This is a genomic window from Pontibacter brevis, assembly GCF_054779655.1.
Genome location: NZ_BAAGXV010000012.1, coordinates 134,510 through 152,090, shown reverse-complemented (window position 1 = coordinate 152,090; position 17,581 = coordinate 134,510). Strand labels below are relative to the sequence as shown.

Here is a 17,581-nt window from a genome sequence, read left to right as displayed (position 1 = left end):
AAACCGGATGTTGCACGCTCCTGATTTAGCTAATGCCTGCCTGGCTGCTCCTTTAATGTTGTTGGTTATCTTCATAAAAAAGTTTTGATCAGTCCTAACATGCCGCTGCTTATTCTTGCAGTAATTCGGCAGTAATGGATGCATGTTTTAAAGCAAACGGCGGAGATCATGCCACTGCTATTGCGGTGGATAATGCCGGCGGTGTCTATGTCACCGGTTCGAGCAATGGCACTGACTTTGCGCCTGATTACGCCACCGTACGTTACAATGCCACCTCAGGGGAGCAGACTTGGGTGCAACGCTACAGCGGCGATGTATTTGATGTAGCCCAGGCCATTGCCGTTGACAACACAGGCGGCATCTACGTCACCGGCGCCAGTTACAGCCAAAGCACCTCTTTCGACTTCGCCACAGTACGCTACGCTGCCACCACAAGAGAGCAGACATGGGTTGAACGTTACAGCAGTGGAGGTTCCGCCACTGCTGTGGCAGTGGACACGGCATTGGACACCAGGGGAAACATCATCATCACAGGGTATACTTATGACTACAACGAGGGGGCCGATTTCCTGACCATCAAATACAGCCAGTGCCCTGCCTTTACTGCCGCCGGTATTACAGGTAGCGGCACCGCTGCAGTCGGCACTGCCCGCTCTGTATATACTCTTCCCGGTACAGGTGCCAACTCCTTCACCTGGAGCATCACAGACAGCGAGGGCATGCCCTACACTAATTTCACAGGACAAGGCACTGGTTCTGTTGCTGTCAACTGGCCTTCCGAACCGGATGTCTTCAAAGTGACCGTAACCTATGGCGGTGGCGCTGGCTGCCCCACACAAACAGCCGTTATGTATGTGCATGTGTTCGACGTGGAGGCTGGTTTCGTAACCGGGGGCGGCTGGATACAATCTCCGGCGAACCCGGCGTATGAGTTCATGCAGCAAGGAGGAACGGTACACTGGAGTTTTATGGCCAAGTACATGAAAGGAGCAGAAAACAGGGTAATGGGAGCAACGCAACTCCTGCTGGAAAACGGCTCCCTTGCCTTCAAAGGCACCACTGTTCTGGACAGGTCGCTCGTGATTACAGGTAACACTGCCTACTTCAGGGGCCTCGGCACCCTCACTTACAGGGACAACACAGGGCGATTTGTGACGGATCCGCGGCGGTTTGGCTATTCGGTAGCAGCTACAGACGGCCAGCACCTGAATGGCAACCAACCAGATGAACTTCGGATCATTATATGGGAGATAAACCAGGATGGCACTCAGGGACCGGTAGTCTACGACAACCAGGTCGCCTGCCTGTCTTCCAGCCTGTACGAAAACCTTGAACCCTGCTCAGCTATAGGTCAGGGTGCCATTGTCATTCACACACCGAACACCAGAAGTGTAAGCAGAAAATCAGTGATGGCTGCGGAAGGTGCTCCTGTTCATCCAGGTCTGGAGGCCTACCCTACCGCTTTCCATGACCGCACCACCATTGCTTTTGCTGTAGAGCAAAATGCTACGCCCTACACCCTGGACCTCTATGACCTGAAAGGCACTCTGGTGCAGCGCATTGCTTCCGGAACAGCAGAAACCGAAAGGCAATACGAGCATGAGCTGCTGGTTAGAAATCTCGCGAAAGGTTTGTACCTGGCACGCCTGACTACAGGCAGCAGGGTACAGACCGTGAAGCTGGTTGTACAGCGTTAGAAAAAGTCCCCCGGCTTCTGGTTATGAGAAGCCGGGGGACTTTTTACCTGTAGACTTGATTTAAGGAGAAGATACCCCTGGAAGCCGTTATCACCATGGATGCAAACGCTATTATCACTAGCTGGAGCAAGATAACCAACGGCTGAAAGGATATAGTGTCGGAGCAATAAGGGGCCAGTTCTACCGCACTTTGCTTCCCTATGAATAACAGCACACTGTCAGACCAAAGAGGGTATTAGAAACTCCCTCAAAAAAATGAAGGCTGGCGAAAACGGAAAGATAAATTCTTTTTTAGCAATGGTCTCCCTCACTCCTGTTTTTCTGCAGGGGGAAGCACGTCGGCTACTCAAAAATTACAGGCGATACTAGCGCAAAAAGAACTGCAGGACGAATTTACCGAACGGCAGCCACATACACTTAGAGCATAAAAACTATTAGAAAAGTAATTATAGGTAGCGCTATACATGTACCTGCGATGAACAGATGCATGTATAACGCTACCTACATAATCATAATAAAGCATGTACTCCTGCTAAGCAACACCAGCCATCTGCTTTCCTTTTATCTCTCAGACAGCCTTACTGCTTCAACAGCTTCACACTGACAGGCATATTGTTACCGTCCTGCAGGGTCAGGATATAAACCCCTTTCTTCAGCTGTGCGAGCGAAAGGTGGAGTTCTCCGCCCCTTGCCTCAGCTGTTTGTTCATATACAACCTTTCCTGCGAGGTCTGCTATTATAAGATGCTGTATGCCGCTTACCCCGGTAGGAAGATAAATGGTGACAGAAGTAGAAAAAGGATTCGGCACTACTACCAGGTCACTCGCTGCCAAAGGCTCTGCCTTTTCTGTCGTTGATCTTAAGGTTGCGGTTGCGGTTGCTGCCATATAGGCGGAGAGCCTGTTTCCGGGAATAGGCCGCTCCTGCGTGCCATCCGGCAGCTGCCACCCCACCGCCAGGTGGTCAGCGCCTGCCCCTTCCTTGTGCAGCGCCTCGATGTAGTACTTCCTGCCGGCCTGCAGCGAAACAGCGGCAGACTTCTGCGAAGGGTACCTGGTCCACTCCCTGCTGTTGGTGTGGCTCTCCAGGTAAGCTATCCTCCTTTTGTTTGCCGGGCTCTCGTCCGTGCTCAGCCACAGCTCGCTGTGGTCGTCGCTGGCAATCCAGAAGGTGTAGCTGCCGGTGGCAGGCGCGTGCACGTACGCCCTCACCCTGACGCCGTAGTTGTCGCCGGTGTACTTGGGTGACTCAAACAGGGTCAGCTGCGAGGTGGAGGTGGGCGCGGTGTGCAGCGGGATGTCGGCCACCCGCGTGCCGCTGACACCGGCCCAGAACTCCCTGACAATAGGTGTGCCCGTGGCAGTGGCCGGGTGCACCGTCACCGTGGCCTCATCGGAGGCACTGGCCCCGCCGTTATCTGTCACCGTCAGCCTGAAGACATAGCTGCCCTCCAGCAAGCCGCTGACAGTTGGGGCCGCTACCGTCCTGCTGCTGAAGGTGGCCGTATTCGGCCCGCTCACCTGGCTCCAGCTGTAGGTGCTGACGGTGCCGTCGCTGTCGGTGGCAGAGCCGCTGAGCTGCACGCTGCTGGTGGGCAGGGTGATGGCTTTGTCCGGGCCCGCGCTGGCCACAGGCGGCTGGTTGGTGGTGGTGCTGCCGAAGGGGGAGAGCCTGCCGCCGGGGACAGGGGCCTCTGTGCTCCCGTCGGGCAGCTGCCAGGCCACCGCCAGGTTGTCGNGCCGCTGACGGAGGCAATCTTCTGCTTGTCTGCCGGATTGTCGCTGGTGCTCAGCCACAGCTCCGAGTTGTCGTCGGAGGCAATGAAGAAGGTGTAGCTGCCCGTGAGCGGCGGGCAGATGTAGCCCCGCACCCTCGCCCCGTAGTAGCTGCCCAGGCCGCTGGGCGCCTCGAACAGGCCCAGCTGGCTGGTGCTGCTTGGGCTGGTACCCAGGGGAATGTCAGACACGCTGCTGCCGGTCACGCTGCTCCAGTGCTCCCGCAGAATCGTGCCCGACGCAGTGCAGGTGGTAGTAGGACCTCCTGTAAAGTTGGCTGTTACAAAAATATTGCTGTTCATGTTAAGTACCAGGGGGTTCGCAGTACTGGTTACTCCTCCGCTCCATCCGGAAAACTGGTAGCCCGAAGCTGCTGTAGCGGTAAGGCTGACGCTCGTGCCACTGGCATAAGAAGCCTGATCCGGGTTCTTGCTGACCGTGCCGTTGCCGTTAGTCGTCACCGTCAGGATGTAGCCGGAAGTAGCAGGCTTATCCGCTTTCAACAAGGTCAGGTAAGGACGGCCATCCCCGTTGCCGTCATAATACTCAGTCAGGTACAGATTGCCGGTTAAAATGTCCTCCACCACATCCAGGGGGTTTGAAAAAGGGCGGCGGAGGCCGGGTACTTCAATGCCAGGCGTCGCTTTGATGATTTCTTTGGAGGTGCCCCCTGTCTCCATCACCATCAGGTCATCGCCACCACTAAACCGGCACACCAGTAATTTACCTTTCAGCTTCCCATCAAAGGCGTTGCTTCTGTATTCAATAATGCCGTTTGGGGATATGTTTGGCCCGAAGTCATAGGAAAATCCGCGGTAGTTAGGCTCTTTGGGTGTGCCTGTGGCATACCCATGTGTTACACCATCCACTGTACCCACAACTTCAGCCGGGTCAACACCCGAGGTAGGGTTGCCACCGTTCAGGATGTACTCGTTTCTTTTGGTGTTCGGGTGCCCGTAATATCCCCCCTTCACTACCCTGTACAGGAAATCGTGCATGGTCAGACGCAAATCTGTCAAAGCAGGTATACTGGGTCCTGTATATACCTCGCCGTTAGACCAGACTGTGCCTGAGGGAAGAGCAGGCGTGTTGCCCCCCGCTGAGGAACCATTGGTAGGCACATACAGCTCCCCATTCGAATGCCATACCAGGTCGTAGGCATTCCGGATGCCCGTCGCGAAAATGGTGAGTGGCGCATTGGTTGCAAAAGGATTATAACTGCCACCATCTTCTGTTTTCGCATTCAGCGGCAGGCCCTGTTGCCGCGCCTTCGCAATATCGAGGCGTAAAACCGCGGCTGTCAGGAGACGTTCCGGCCTGTATCCCCAGGCAGCATCTGGTGCTCCAATGGCTGTGTTACTGCCTTGTAAAAAGTATAGGGCCCCGTCATGCCCGAAGTCGATGGAGTTTGTGGTATGATCTTTCTGGGAACGCGGCAGGTTAATAACATAATCCGTCACCTGCGGAGAAGATGGATTGTTCAGGTTGATGCTGGATATCTTGCCTGACCATTCCGGTGCCTGGTAAAAGGAAGGAGAAGAATGGCTCACCCAAACCAGGAGGTTGCTGCTGGTGGCTGCCGGGTCAAAGCGCAGCCCTATCAGCAACCGTTGTTCAACACCGAAAGGCGAAATGGAAACATGGTTCTGAAGCGTTCCGTCTGGTTTTATATCCCAACGCTCAATTTTTCCACCGGAGGAGGCAGCATAGAGCCTGCGGTCAGGCCCTATCGCCAGTGATGTAAAGCCTAAGGTGCCGAAACTGTGATCAACTAAGGTACGCTCGGTAAAGGACACTCCGCTCAGGTCTGTTGGTGTGTCTGTGCCAGTACTTTTAGTCGTAAACTGTGACGTAAACGGAACCAGGGCATATCCTCCCAGGTCTTTCACCTGATCCGAGATATAAAACTCATAAGTTGTTCCGGCTTTGAGCGCAGCCGAAAGCGTAATGGCATCCCCGCCGGCGGTGGAGTTCACAGCGGTGCCGGTCACCTCCGTTTTTACGCCGTTAACTACTGTATACAGCTTAACGGTACCAGAGTTGACAGTGCCGCCCTCCAGAGAATACCCGCTCGGGAAGGCCAACTCAACAGACACAGACTGGTCCAGCGCCACATTAGTAGCCCCGTTGGCAGGGCGCACAACAGTTACATATGGGCGTAGCACATCTGTGCTGGTAGCAGGTATAACAGAAAAATCATCGAAGGTATACGTGACTGGTGTCGTGCTGTAACGATGAGTAGCAAAAATACCGGCATAGGCTGTGCTGCCGGTAATGCCCGTGCCGGACAGGCTGAGGGTAGGTGTTCCGTATGTGGCTCCGACATCTATGAAGGTGCTCCCGTCAGTTGTGTAAAAGCCCTGCGCGGTATTTGTAGCAGGATCTATGATCAGCCGCAGGCGCACCGTCATGTTCTCTAAACCGCTGATGGTACCTGTAATGCGCTGATCAGACCAGGCAGAGGCATCGTTCACCTCCCGGCGCATCTCTATTTTGTTTCCCGTTACAACCAGCTTCAGGAAAGTTTTGTCGCTTAGCCCAAACCAAAGCCCGGCCTGTTGGGAAGAGGTGCCATAAAAAGGATTAATCAGCGTTGTCTCTACCTGCAGTTTTGTACGGGAATCTACCTTCACTCCCAAGGTGTTCAGCTGGTTGTTGTTCGTCTGGTACGCAATCCCGCGGTTACTCAGGAGTTGCAACCTCCCCGCGTTTAAGGCCAACCTGGAGGGCTCATAGCCCGGCACACTGGCATTTGAAGGACTTCCATCATCTGACAGGCGAGCGCCCGAGTACGTGTCCACCATAGTAAAACCGGTGCCCACTCCATTTTTATCAACGAGTGTTCCGGACACGCCCGCGTTAAAGGTAAGGTCTAGAGGCAGGGCTACCTGGAGGTTTTCGCAGGGCAGCGTACTTACAGGCGGACACCCGGCCATGTTCGGGGCTACGGATGCTTTCTTGAATTTCTGGTTGCTGGCACCCCACACTCCTTGGCTGGCATTCCCGTTATTTAAATAAAAAGGATAAGCGCCCAGGAAGAGGATGGCAAGCATAAATGGCAAAAAGAGAGGTTTCAACAAGTGCTGTTGCGGAAATGAATTAGCCAGGTATACCTTCATCTACAAGTTTGCTTAATATATTCTGATGTTTTTGAGCCAAAAAACTAACTGCTCTGGCAGTTCTTCCGGAAATCATGTAAGCGGTCAGGAACAGCCAGGGTTATTTGTTTGCTGTTCCTGCCGCTACATTCGGCCATAGCCTGATGACGTAAACTAATAAGCCATCACAGACTCAGGTTATCTATGCCTGTTATGAAAGCCGGCTTTAACTTCCTTTGCGCGCTTTCACTACTTTATACTGTTTCGCCTCTTTGCCCGCACGTACTATCAGCACATACACACCAGCGGCAAGCTCCTTTCCAATCACCAGCTTTTGGTCAGCCTCTACGCTCTCCAGCTGCCATACCTCCCTGCCCAGCATATCAAACAGTTGCAGGCTATACTTATCTTCTTTTCTGCCGTTCAGTTGAAGCGTGAGCTCATACTCGAAAGGGTTTGGATAATAGGAAATCAGCGGGTCTGTTATCAGTTCACCTGCCGCTATTACCTGCGCCGTAGCAGTCTGGCTCAGATTGTATGGCGAAAGGCGGTTTCCAGGAATAGGACGTTCCTGGGTCCCATCCGGCAGCTGCCATCCCACCGCCAGGTGGTCAGAGCCTGTATGCTCCTTATGCAGCGCCTCGATGTAATACTTCCGCCCTGCCTGCAGCGATATTGCAGCCGACTTTTGCGAAGGGAACCTGGTCCACTCCCTGCTGTTGGTGTGGCTCTCCAGGTAAGCTATCCTCCTTTTGTTTGCCGGGCTCTCGTCGGTGCTCAGCCACAGCTCGCTGTGGTCGTCGCTGGCAATCCAGAAGGTGTAGCTGCCGGTGGCAGGCGCATGCACGTATGCCCTCACCCTGACGCCGTAGTTGTCGCCGGTGTATTTAGGTGACTCAAACAGGGTCAGCTGCGAGGTGGAGGTGGGCGTGGTATTCACAGGTATTTCTGCTACCGTCATGCCTGTTACATTCGCCCAGAACTCCCTCACAATAGGTGTACCCGTGGCAGGTGCCGGATGCACGGTCACGGCAGCCTCATCGGAGGCACTGGCCCCGCCGTTATCTGTCACGGTTAACCGGAACACATAGCTGCCCTCCAGCAAGCCGCTGACAGTCGGGGCCGCTACCGTCCTGCTGCTGAAGGTGGCCGTGTTCGGCCCGCTCACCTGGCTCCAGCTGTAACTGCTGATGGTGCCGTCACTGTCGGTGCCGGAGCCGCTCAGTTGAACACTGTTGGCAGGCAATTCAATGGCTTTGTCAGGCCCAGCGTTGGCTACCGGTGGCAGGTTAGTACCGGAAGTGGTATAGGGGGTTAACCGGTAGCCGGGTATCGGGCGCTCCAGCGTCCCATCCGGCAGCTGCCACCCTACCGCCAGGTTGTCGCCGCCTGTAGCTTCTTTGTGCAGGGCCTCTATATAGTATTTTCGACCCGCCTGCAACGTGATGGTGCCGGATGTCTGGGAAGCGTACCTGGTCCACTGCCTGCTGGAGGTGTAACCTTCCACATAAGCTATCCTCCTTTTGTTTGCCGGGTTCTCGTCCGTGCTCAGCCACAGTTCGCTGTGGTCGTCGCTGGCAATCCAGAAGGTGTAGCTGCCGGTGGCAGGCGCATGCACATACGCCCTTATCCTGGCTCCGTAGTTATCGCCTACGTTGGAAGGTGCTTCAAACAAGGTGAGTTGGGAGGTGCTGCTTGGTGCCGTAGTGACAGGAATAGTCGAAACAGTTTTGCCGCTGACGTTCTCCCAGACTTCCCGCATGATATGCGTCGTAGAAGTCGGAGCCGGATGCACTGTAACAGAGGCATCATCAGAAGCGCTCGCACCTGCGTTGTCCGTCACCGTTAGCCGGAAAACATAGCTGCCCTCCAGTAGGTTACTTGCTGTTAAAGTGGCTGAACTTGCCCCGCTCAGGGAAGCCGAAGGACCACTCACCTTGCTCCAGCTATACGTGCTGATGGTGCCGTCGCTGTCGGTACCAGACCCACTCAGCGTCACACTGTTGGCAGGCAGCGTGACAGCCTTATCCGGTCCCGCATTGGCTGTGGGAGCTACGTTGGTAGTAGAGGGGCTGTAAGCAGAGAGCCTGTTGCCAGGGATAGGCCGTTCCAGCGTGCCGTCCGGCAACTGCCACCCTACCGCCAGGTTGTCGCCGCCTGTAGCTTCTTTGTGCAGGGCCTCTATATAGTATTTTCGACCTGCCTGCAACGTGATGGTGCCGGATGTTTGGGAAGCGTACCTGGTCCACTGCCTGCTGGAGGTGTGACCTTCCACATAGGCTATCCTCCTTTTGTTTGCCGGGTTCTCGTCCGCGCTCAGCCACAGTTCGCTGTGGTCGTCGCTGGCAATCCAGAAGGTGTAGCTGCCGGTGGCAGGCGCGTGCACATACGCCCTTACCCTGGCTCCATAGTTATCCCCCTGATAAGATGGCGCTTCAAAAGAAGTAAGCTGGGAAGTAGAGGTTGGTGTGGTGTTGACAGGAATGTCCGCCACCGTCATGCCTGTTACATTCGCCCAGAACTCCCTCACAATAGGTGTGCCCGTAGCAGGTGCCGGATGCACCGTCACGGCAGCCTCATCGGAGGCACTGGCCCCGCCGTTATCTGTCACGGTTAACCGGAACACATAGCTGCCCTCCAGCAAGCCGCTGACAGTCGGAGCCGCTACCGTCCTGCTGCTGAAGGTGGCCGTGTTCGGCCCGCTCACCTGGCTCCAGCTGTAACTGCTGATGGTGCCGGAGCCGCTCAGTTGAACACTGTTGGCAGGCAATTCAATGGCTTTGTCAGGCCCAGCGTTGGCTACCGGTGGCAGGTTAGTACCGGAAGTGGTATAGGGGGTTAACCGGTAGCCGGGTATCGGGCGCTCCAGCCCCCCATCAGGAAGCCGCCAGCCTACAGCCAGGTTATCTGAACCGGTGCTCTCTTTGTGCAGCGCTTCGATGTAGTATTTCCTGCCAGCCTGGAGGCTGATAAGCGCTGACGTTTGAGAAGCATATTTGGTCCATTCTCTGCTGTTTGTCAGGCCACTGACGGAGGCTATTTTTCGTTTGTTTGACGGGTTCTCATCTGTGCTCAGCCACAATTCACTGTCCTGGTCACTGGCTATCCAGAAGGTATAGTCTCCTGTAGTAGGTGCCTGCACATAGGCCCTTACCCTGGCTCCAAAATTATCCCCTGCGTTGGAAGGTGCTTCAAACAGGCTAAGCTGAGACATGCTGTTTGGTGCCGTAGTGACAGGGATAGCCGAAACTGCCGTCCCGCTGATATTCTCCCACACTTCCCGCACAATAGGAGTCGTGGACATATTACAGTCCGGAACAAGCTTTACTTCTTTCGTGGTGGAAAGGCCTGCCGCATCAGTTACAGTCAGCACAATACGGTAGTAGTATGTTTCTACCCCACACCCTAATGGAGAGACACTGATTGTAGGCTCCGGGGTTGAGACAGATGGTTCAGGATGCTGGTGGTCCTCATGGTGTAAAATGGTCTGCCACCTGTAAGTCAGCTGGCTGCCACTATGCTCCTGGTCGGTTACACTAGCCTTCAGCGTATAACTTGTCTCGCTTGTCATCGGGTACTTGGTACCATCGGCAGGACTGGTGATAGTCACCTGCGGCGGCGTATTATTCACTGAGATAGCAAATGCTGTCTGGTCAGTGGTACCTGGCGGGTCAGACACTGTAAGAGTAACATTAAAAGTAGTTGGAGCCGTGGTGGCCGCGGTAAAGGTGTGAGAAGGATTAACCTGTGTACTTGTTGTACCGTCTCCGAAATCCCACAGGTAAGATATACTCTGCCCGTCCGGGTCATAGGAACCGCTGCCGTTAAACTGCACTGTAAGGGGGCTGTTGCCGTACGTTTTATCAGAGGTAGCCACTGCAATAGGCGTACGGTTTTTGTAGGTCACTTTCCTGATTTCTGAAGGAAAGCTCACATAGTATATCCCGCCCTCAGAAGGATGCGTGGCCATCGACACCACAATAGCTCCGCTGCTAATAAAGTCTCTTACAGCAGTGGGTTTGTCGTTCCCGTCAGACGTGAGGCTGCGGATCCACCTGCCGGAATAATCGCCAAAGAAGAGGGTGTTCCTGAACTCCCTCGGAAAATCGTTGCGGGTATAAAAAACACCTGCCACTGCTGCGTTTCCACCAAACTGGGGCCCTGAAACAGGCGAGCCGGATGCCCCGATGTTTACTTCGGTAGCAGTTTCGCCACTGAAAGTACCTGTTCTGGAAGGCCCTGAAGAGCCATGCCTCCAATCAATAACAGGCCTGCTGTGCAGGAAAGTGCGCACGCTGGCCGGTATGGCCAACGATGTATTGCAGGGGTTTGTAAAAGAAGCCGTGCCACTCGCCGTCTCCTGTTTAATTAAGTCCTGGAAATAAAAGTACTGCTGCGTGCAGCCCCCTGAGCCATACTGCGGGTTTGGCGCATAATAGTTATAGGTTTTCTTGGTGGTGTATCCATTATGTGCAGTCAAACCCTCAAAAAGCGGCCACCCGAAGTTCATTCCCGGCCTGGTTACCACATTCAGGTCCTCCCATGTGCCGTATCCTACATCCCCCACATAGAGCACACCGGGCCTTGCATCAGCAGGATTGGTGCTGCCTGAGTTGGGCCTGAGCGTCATCCGGAACGGATTCCGAAGTCCTAAAGCCCATACCTTAGAGCGGACCGAAGCCGGGTTAGCAGACTCATAATAAGGATTGCTGGAAATACCGTTGCCGGTTTCCGGGTCGATACGCAGAATCTTGCCGTTGTAGCTTTCCAGTTGCTGAGAGCGGAAGGCACCTACGTTTTGCTGGTTGGAAATGATGCCATCAGCCAGAGCCTGTACATAATATGTTTCCGTGGCACTCCCTACATCGTCTGTGACATAGCTGGCGCCGTCTCCGGCAGAAACCAGCAGGGTGCCGTCAGTGCCGAATACAAGCGAGCCAACGCCGTGGCTTTGGTGCAGCACCGGAATACCCGTAGACCTGGTGGCCCCAATCAGCACCTTTCGGCTGCCATTGTTAATGGTATAGCCTGAGGCTGATTTAGAGGCCGTGTAGCGTGTGAGCCTGCCAATGGTCGCATTGAAATATTCATTTGTTGTGGCACTGTATCTGCTGGTGCCGTGGTGCATCAGGTGGTGTCTGTCTACGGTATAAAGCAGGTAAAAATAGCCGTTGGTGTCAAACTGCGGGTGGAGGGCAAAGCCAAGGAGACCAAAGTCCCGCCAGCCGCCCACCTCTTCACTGATGTCGATGAAGAGTTTTTTTTGTCCGTTCTCCACAACCCACACCACACCCGGCCTTTCCCAAACGAACATCTGATTACCGGTACTGTTGAAGGTTACCCCGACTGCCTCATTCCATTGTGTTGAAACTGTAACAGAGGAGAAGCCACTGGGAGGAGTTTGAGCAAGCAGCTGCACGCTGGTGCCTGCCGAGAAGAGCAGAAGTAGTATTAGCTTCAAAAACAGCGAAACCGACCGGGGACCCGACTTTCTTTGTAAATAATTTGCCGGACTACCAGACCTGAAACTGGTGCTGTTTTGGAAGTTTGAACACTGATAGAAAGGGGCAATACTCCCCTGGAACTTGTTAAGTTTGCGAACGAATAGCATAAATAGCGCCAAAATGGGTGAAACGAATAGAAAGAATGTGCATAAGTGCAGCGAATCTCACACTGGCGCAGTATTACGGTTTACCTTTATCCGGAACAAGCAATAAAGCTCTTCTTGCCAGCCTGAAAGGCTAACAGTTTTTTGCCAAAGCTCATTTTTGGTATAAAAGCTGCGCGTTTGTTTTAAAATAGTTAAAAGCAGCCTTAACAAGCGCACTTCAGCATGGCAAGTTTGAAGGTTTAAACATGCTCTTTATCTCCAGGAGCATAGAAAGCAGCTTCCTCCAATAGTAGTAGTAGTAGATAGCATGCCTCTGGACAGGTTCGTAAAGGGTTCAGGAATAATAAAACGCCAGGTGCTTCGAAAACAACGGGTGCATCCACCTCAAAAAAAGGGTGAATTAACAGCGGAGAGCAGAAACAAAATTCCAGAAAAATGGAATTTGAAGGTAATTGAGAATGGCAGGAAGAACACCAGGAAGTATGGTGCCTGCCATGGGTAGACTTGTTATGGGAAGCAACAAGGAAGCTTCAAAAAAATTGAAAATCAATTAAATAAAAGCTTTTCCGGGTATGTAGTTTTTCATCATATAGTTAGCTTTATAGTGGAACGATAGGTAGCCTTGGGAGTTTATGTTTTCACACTTATCTATAGCTTATACGAGCGGGTAACGAAGTTTGGATGAATGAATATTTAAAATATTTCACTTTTTTTTACCAGTATATTTCGTGTTAAACGAAAGGTTGAATCAAACCTGAAGGTATAGGAACATAAAAGATGATGAAACAGCAGGTTGAGACGCCGGCGTCCTGCTGTTGCCCCTTCATTATCCTCCTGAAACGGGCCTCCTGACTTGGGTACAATGCAGGTCGCACGGCAATAAAAGTGCATAAAAAACCTTTTCTTTTGTTACCTTGAGCTTTTTAAAGGTTTCCTTTAACCTAACAGCAATAAGCTTAAGGTGCTTTATAAGCTATGCCTAAAACAGTATTTTTGACATATAACGAAGGCTGAGGCTGATACAGATGCCGGTTCTAATCCCGGTTCATGCTTTGAAATTACGTATAAAATTCATCCAGCCTGTTGGCGTAGAGGGTTTGGAACCAAAGCTTCGAGTGTACTGCTGGATACGACTTTGGCGAACTGAATCTGCACTGTATGGAAGCTGGCTGTGCATGAATAGTATTGCTTCGGTTAAAGTACTTGAGAAAGATAGCATGACGGAAAAAAGAAGAAAAAAGTCAAGCACTTCCTCTGAAAGTTAACTGGTCTGATAATTAAAAGACATCATGCTAGAAAAAAGGCATTCATCTGTATTCAAAACTTCGGCTAAACTAACCTGCGAGGAAAACTGAACATAGCTATATGGAAAAAAATTTACCCACTGAAGACCACATGCATGGCTCCATGTTTGTTTTAATGCGGCGGTTTGTAGAGAATGCGTATGACTTCAGCACCTGGATAAAATTAGTGGAGGCGGCCGGCATACAGCATGCTTATTACCAGATGCATGAAGTGTATCCCACCAAAGAGATGTACGCGATTGTACATAAAGCCTCCGAACTTACGGGTATCCCGGTTTACGAACTGATGGAGAAATACGGGGAATTCCTGGTCTCAGATCTTCTTCTGGTTTACAACAGGTACATAAACCCTGCGTGGCGCACATACGATATGCTCCTGAACACAGAGGCCGCCATGCACGCCGCTGTGAAAAGAGAAGACAACAGGGCAAACCCGCCCATGTTGCTCGTTACGAAGAAAGGCAGTAAGCAGCTGATAGTCGATTACCACTCCCGGCGCAGGATGGCCGGAGTAGCCGTCGGCATCATAAAAGGTATAGCAGGATATTTCCATGAAAGAGATTTGGTGGAGATCACTCTCCTTACCCCTGTTGAAGAGGAAAGAGTACAAATCCGGGTTGATTTTTTAGGAGATGTATGAAATACAGGAAAGGGGGGTTAGTGTGTATGAAACCGCTGTAGCTTTGTAGTATGAATGCTTGTATGTTCCTGTAGCTTACATGGTTCAGGCAAGCGTTGAAATTCTGGCTACCTCTGAATGCAAAAGCTTGTTCTAAACGCAAACTTTGCGCTTCAAAATAAATTTAACAGGTTCACAAGGAAAGAGATACCCGCAGGCATCTAGTATTTTAAAGCTTAATAATGAAGGCCTGCGTAGAAGTTTGGATATGATTCTTTTTCAAAACGGCTTTGTAAAGCTGGACTACGATCCCACCACCGACATCCTGTATGTCGATATGCCCACTGTAGACAACCTTGTTTTGCCTGAGGTGAGGCAAGCGCTAAGAATTATTGTGGAGCATGTCCGTAATTATGATGTAAAAAGGCTACTGATTGATGCCCGGAAAACAGAGGTAGAAGTAAGCGAGGAAACGTATGCCACTATGCTTGCCGATTTCCGCCAGAACCTGATGGCTACCCGCCTCAAGAAGTTAGCTCGCATTGTGTCGGGTAGTACAATAAGGGAAAATGCTGTGAAGAAAGTATACGAGAAACAGAAGCTGACCATAGAAATTAGAAGCTTTACAGAAGTTGCCCCTGCAGTTGAGTGGCTTGTAAGTTAGCGGAAGGTGTTGGTATTCCACGCAAAGAGAGCATTGTAAAGAGACTTGACCAAGCTGTCACAAAAAAAGCTCCCGTATAACAGGAGCCTTCTCTAAAAACTCTTTGGAAGCTTAAAACAAATAATCAGCGGTAACTTCACTACCTATCTTGAGGCTGCCTTTGAGATAAATATATTTTGCAATTCAACGCCCTTGCCACAAAGGCTGGTCCAGCAGGCTGATGACAGCATCAGTAGTAACTCCCAATAAAATGTGCGCAAAGAAGCCCCTGGCGTGTGACTGCCACGGATAGGCAGCGGCCTCCGAGGCGTAGCCAAGAGAAGGCACTATCACTTCATCAAAGCTGATAAAAAGGGTAAAACTATACAGCGGGCCGCGCCAGAAACCGAGTGGCGCAACTCGGTGACGCCATATCGCATACAAAGCGCCAGGTGCAATGCCCATCAGATAATGGATGCTCCTGCCCACCACATACTGTTGTTTCTGAGGCAGGTTTATTTGCAAAGCGTCTGTTAACTGCTTGCCTGCTGTGTTCGGGGCATACCTCCCTCCTTTCATAGCGGCTCTCTCCTGTACTAAGGTTTCAGTGTCTTCGTGGCTATACCAGTACCAGGTAAACCTGTCCATTAACCACACCCCCACAGCGCCGGCAATAGCCCCTTTCACTAATCTGTAAATACCCCTTCCCATAGCAGAAACCGCTAGTTTAAGCTATACTTTGCACCACAAACTTCTGTCCAGCCGGACACACCTGATGCACCTGTTAACAAAGGCCGGCGCAAGGAGCCTGGCTATTCTGGTAAAGCATTATCAAGCAACCTCAGCGCTCCGTCTGTTACCAGCCCTACCGCAAGGTGACCTGCCAGCCCTCTCACGTGCGCCTGCCATGGATAGGCCATCGGGCCAGAGGCAAGGCCTAGTGCCGGCCCCATTACTTCATCCATCACAATAAATAAACCCAGTCCATAAAGCGAGCCATATCCTGCATCCAGGCCCTTCACCTTGTGCCGTAAAGCAGCATAAAGCATACCGGGGGCTATACCCAAAAAATAATGTACACCCTTCCCGGCATAAAAGTGCTGTTTATCCGACAGCTCTGTTCCGGTTGCATGGAGCACCTTATCGACAGCTACATGAGCCACATAATGGTTGTTAACCTGTGCTTTTTTCTCCTGCAGGTAAGCTTCCCTGTCTTCGCGGCTGTACATATACCAGGTTAACCTATCCATCGCCCATACTGAAACCGCTCCGGCGATGGCACCTTTTATCAATTCTGCAGCTATACTGACTCCTCTTTTCGCCATAATATTGTCTAATGTATATTTATCAATCTGTATCTAAGCAACTTATACTACGACAGCACCAGAAGGTAGTTCAAAAAATAGCAACACAGGCAGAGAATTAAAGGAAAACAACGACCTCTTCAACATAAAACTCCTCCGGCCGTTTCTTAGCATTGAATGAATGTACTTTTAACTGACAGACAGACCAGCTATGAAAAGAAAAGATAAAACCGGACAGGTGATGGTGATTACAGGTGCCACCAGCGGCATTGGCAGAGCTACCGCCCTGCAGTGGGCCAGCATGGGCGGAAGTGTGGTGCTGGCTGCACGCAGCAAAGAAGTACTACAAGAGGTTGCGGCGGCCTGTGAACACTCCGGAGGGAAAGCGCATGTTGTGCAGGCAGATGTCACCCAAGAGGATGAAGTGAATAATTTAGCAGCAGAAGCCGTAAGTGCTTTTGGCAAAATAGATGTGTGGCTAAACGACGCTGCGGTGCTGATCTTTGGAGAATTTACACAAATACCGACAGCAGATTTTCGCCGCATCCTGGAGACCAACCTCTTTGGTTTTATTTACGGAGCCCGCGCAGCTGTCCGACAGTTTTATAAACAAGACTACGGGATACTCATCAACATGGGGTCTCTGGCCGGAATCATCGGGCAGCCTTTCTCCACGCCCTACAGCATCAGCAAGGGAGGTGTGAGGAGTTTGAGTATTTCGCTTGGTCAGGAACTGGAAAATCACAAACATATCCATGTCTGCACAGTGCATCCCTCTATCGTTGATACACCCGTTTTTAACCAGGCAGCCAACTATACAGGCCGGGCTATTAACCCTCCTACTTCTGCAACTCCTCCAGAGGAGGTGGTGAAAGCCATTATCAAGCTTACGGAGAAGCCACAGAGAGAAGTATTTGTCGGGAAACTGAACCTGGAAATGCGCCTCGGGCGAAAGTTTACGCCCAAGCTGTTCGATAAAATCATGCGAAAGATCATAACGGAGTTTGAGCTGAAAGATGAGCACGCTCCCAAAACCAGCGGCAATCTCTTTCATCCCATGCCCCGAATGGCTGCCGTAAGAGGGGGTTGGCTGAAGCTGGAAAAGGAGGGCAAGCGAAAAACACTGCGGAAAAGTGCCGGTAAAGCAGCACTGGCAGCAGGCCTGTTGGTGGGAATAGGTTTATTGCTGACAAAGAAATAAAACCCGTGCAGCTTCTCGATAGCTCATTGGAGTGAGAATACTGCCCCCTGATTTTTAGTGTAAGGTTGCCATTTTCTACGTAAGAACAAGGCGGTTCTGCCAGCCATAGAAAAAGCAGGCTTCCTCTAAATTGTAGGGTATGGCAGATACTTTTTCCTGCAGGAGAACAGGAGAAAGAACCTTATATCTTTAATCCTTTTTTGCGCGTACACATAATCCTATTTTGTGCTTTAACTTAAAATTAAATGCGTCCTATAGTTCAAACCTTATGACGCTGAAATTCTTTTATATGTAATAAAGCATCATCGCTTTCTCTAAAACAAATTAGT

Annotated in this window: 9 protein-coding genes; 4 read left to right on the top strand and 5 right to left on the bottom strand. The window is 51.6% G+C overall.

Going from position 1 to position 17,581, the window contains the following annotated elements:
• Window positions 1-134 precede the first annotated feature (134 nt).
• On the top strand, window positions 135-1,697 hold the full coding sequence (locus ACYVB1_RS03630) for a T9SS type A sorting domain-containing protein (protein WP_460920675.1): 1,563 nt from the start codon (window positions 135-137) through the stop codon (window positions 1,695-1,697).
• A gap of 578 nt (window positions 1,698-2,275) precedes the next feature.
• On the opposite strand, the gene ACYVB1_RS03625 is transcribed toward ACYVB1_RS03630, so the two are convergent.
• The 3 genes from ACYVB1_RS03625 to ACYVB1_RS03615 form a co-directional block, all read right to left on the bottom strand.
• Complete coding sequence (locus tag ACYVB1_RS03625; protein ID WP_460920673.1) at window positions 2,276-3,328, bottom strand: PKD domain-containing protein; 1,053 nt, start codon at window positions 3,326-3,328, stop codon at window positions 2,276-2,278.
• Window positions 3,214-5,883, bottom strand: a complete 2,670-nt coding sequence (locus ACYVB1_RS03620; protein ID WP_460920707.1) for an InlB B-repeat-containing protein — start codon at window positions 5,881-5,883, stop codon at window positions 3,214-3,216. The genes ACYVB1_RS03625 and ACYVB1_RS03620 overlap by 115 nt, the downstream gene beginning before the upstream one ends.
• Before the next feature lie 913 nt (window positions 5,884-6,796).
• The gene (locus ACYVB1_RS03615) at window positions 6,797-12,031 is read right to left on the bottom strand and encodes a PKD domain-containing protein (protein ID WP_460920671.1); all 5,235 of its coding nucleotides are present in this window, start codon (window positions 12,029-12,031) and stop codon (window positions 6,797-6,799) included.
• Between the two features lie 1,515 nt (window positions 12,032-13,546).
• Here ACYVB1_RS03615 and ACYVB1_RS03610 point away from each other — a divergent pair.
• Window positions 13,547-14,125 (top strand): heme NO-binding domain-containing protein, encoded by a 579-nt coding sequence (locus ACYVB1_RS03610; protein WP_460920669.1) that lies wholly within the window; start codon window positions 13,547-13,549, stop codon window positions 14,123-14,125.
• 247 nt (window positions 14,126-14,372) lie between these two features.
• Window positions 14,373-14,768, top strand: a complete 396-nt coding sequence (locus ACYVB1_RS03605; protein WP_460920667.1) for a hypothetical protein — start codon at window positions 14,373-14,375, stop codon at window positions 14,766-14,768.
• Between the two features lie 183 nt (window positions 14,769-14,951).
• Here the strand turns inward: ACYVB1_RS03605 and ACYVB1_RS03600 are convergent, their stop codons facing one another.
• Both ACYVB1_RS03600 and ACYVB1_RS03595 read right to left on the bottom strand, forming a co-directional pair.
• Entirely contained in the window at window positions 14,952-15,458 is a 507-nt protein-coding gene (locus tag ACYVB1_RS03600) for a DUF1440 domain-containing protein (protein ID WP_460920665.1), read from the bottom strand.
• Window positions 15,459-15,559: 101 nt separating this feature from the next.
• Window positions 15,560-16,072 (bottom strand): DUF1440 domain-containing protein, encoded by a 513-nt coding sequence (locus ACYVB1_RS03595; protein WP_460920663.1) that lies wholly within the window; start codon window positions 16,070-16,072, stop codon window positions 15,560-15,562.
• Window positions 16,073-16,262: 190 nt separating this feature from the next.
• Here ACYVB1_RS03595 and ACYVB1_RS03590 point away from each other — a divergent pair, with 190 nt between their 5' ends.
• Window positions 16,263-17,252: an SDR family oxidoreductase gene (locus tag ACYVB1_RS03590; protein ID WP_460920661.1), complete on the top strand. Its 990-nt coding sequence runs from the start codon at window positions 16,263-16,265 to the stop codon at window positions 17,250-17,252.
• The last annotated feature ends 329 nt before the right edge of the window (window positions 17,253-17,581 follow it).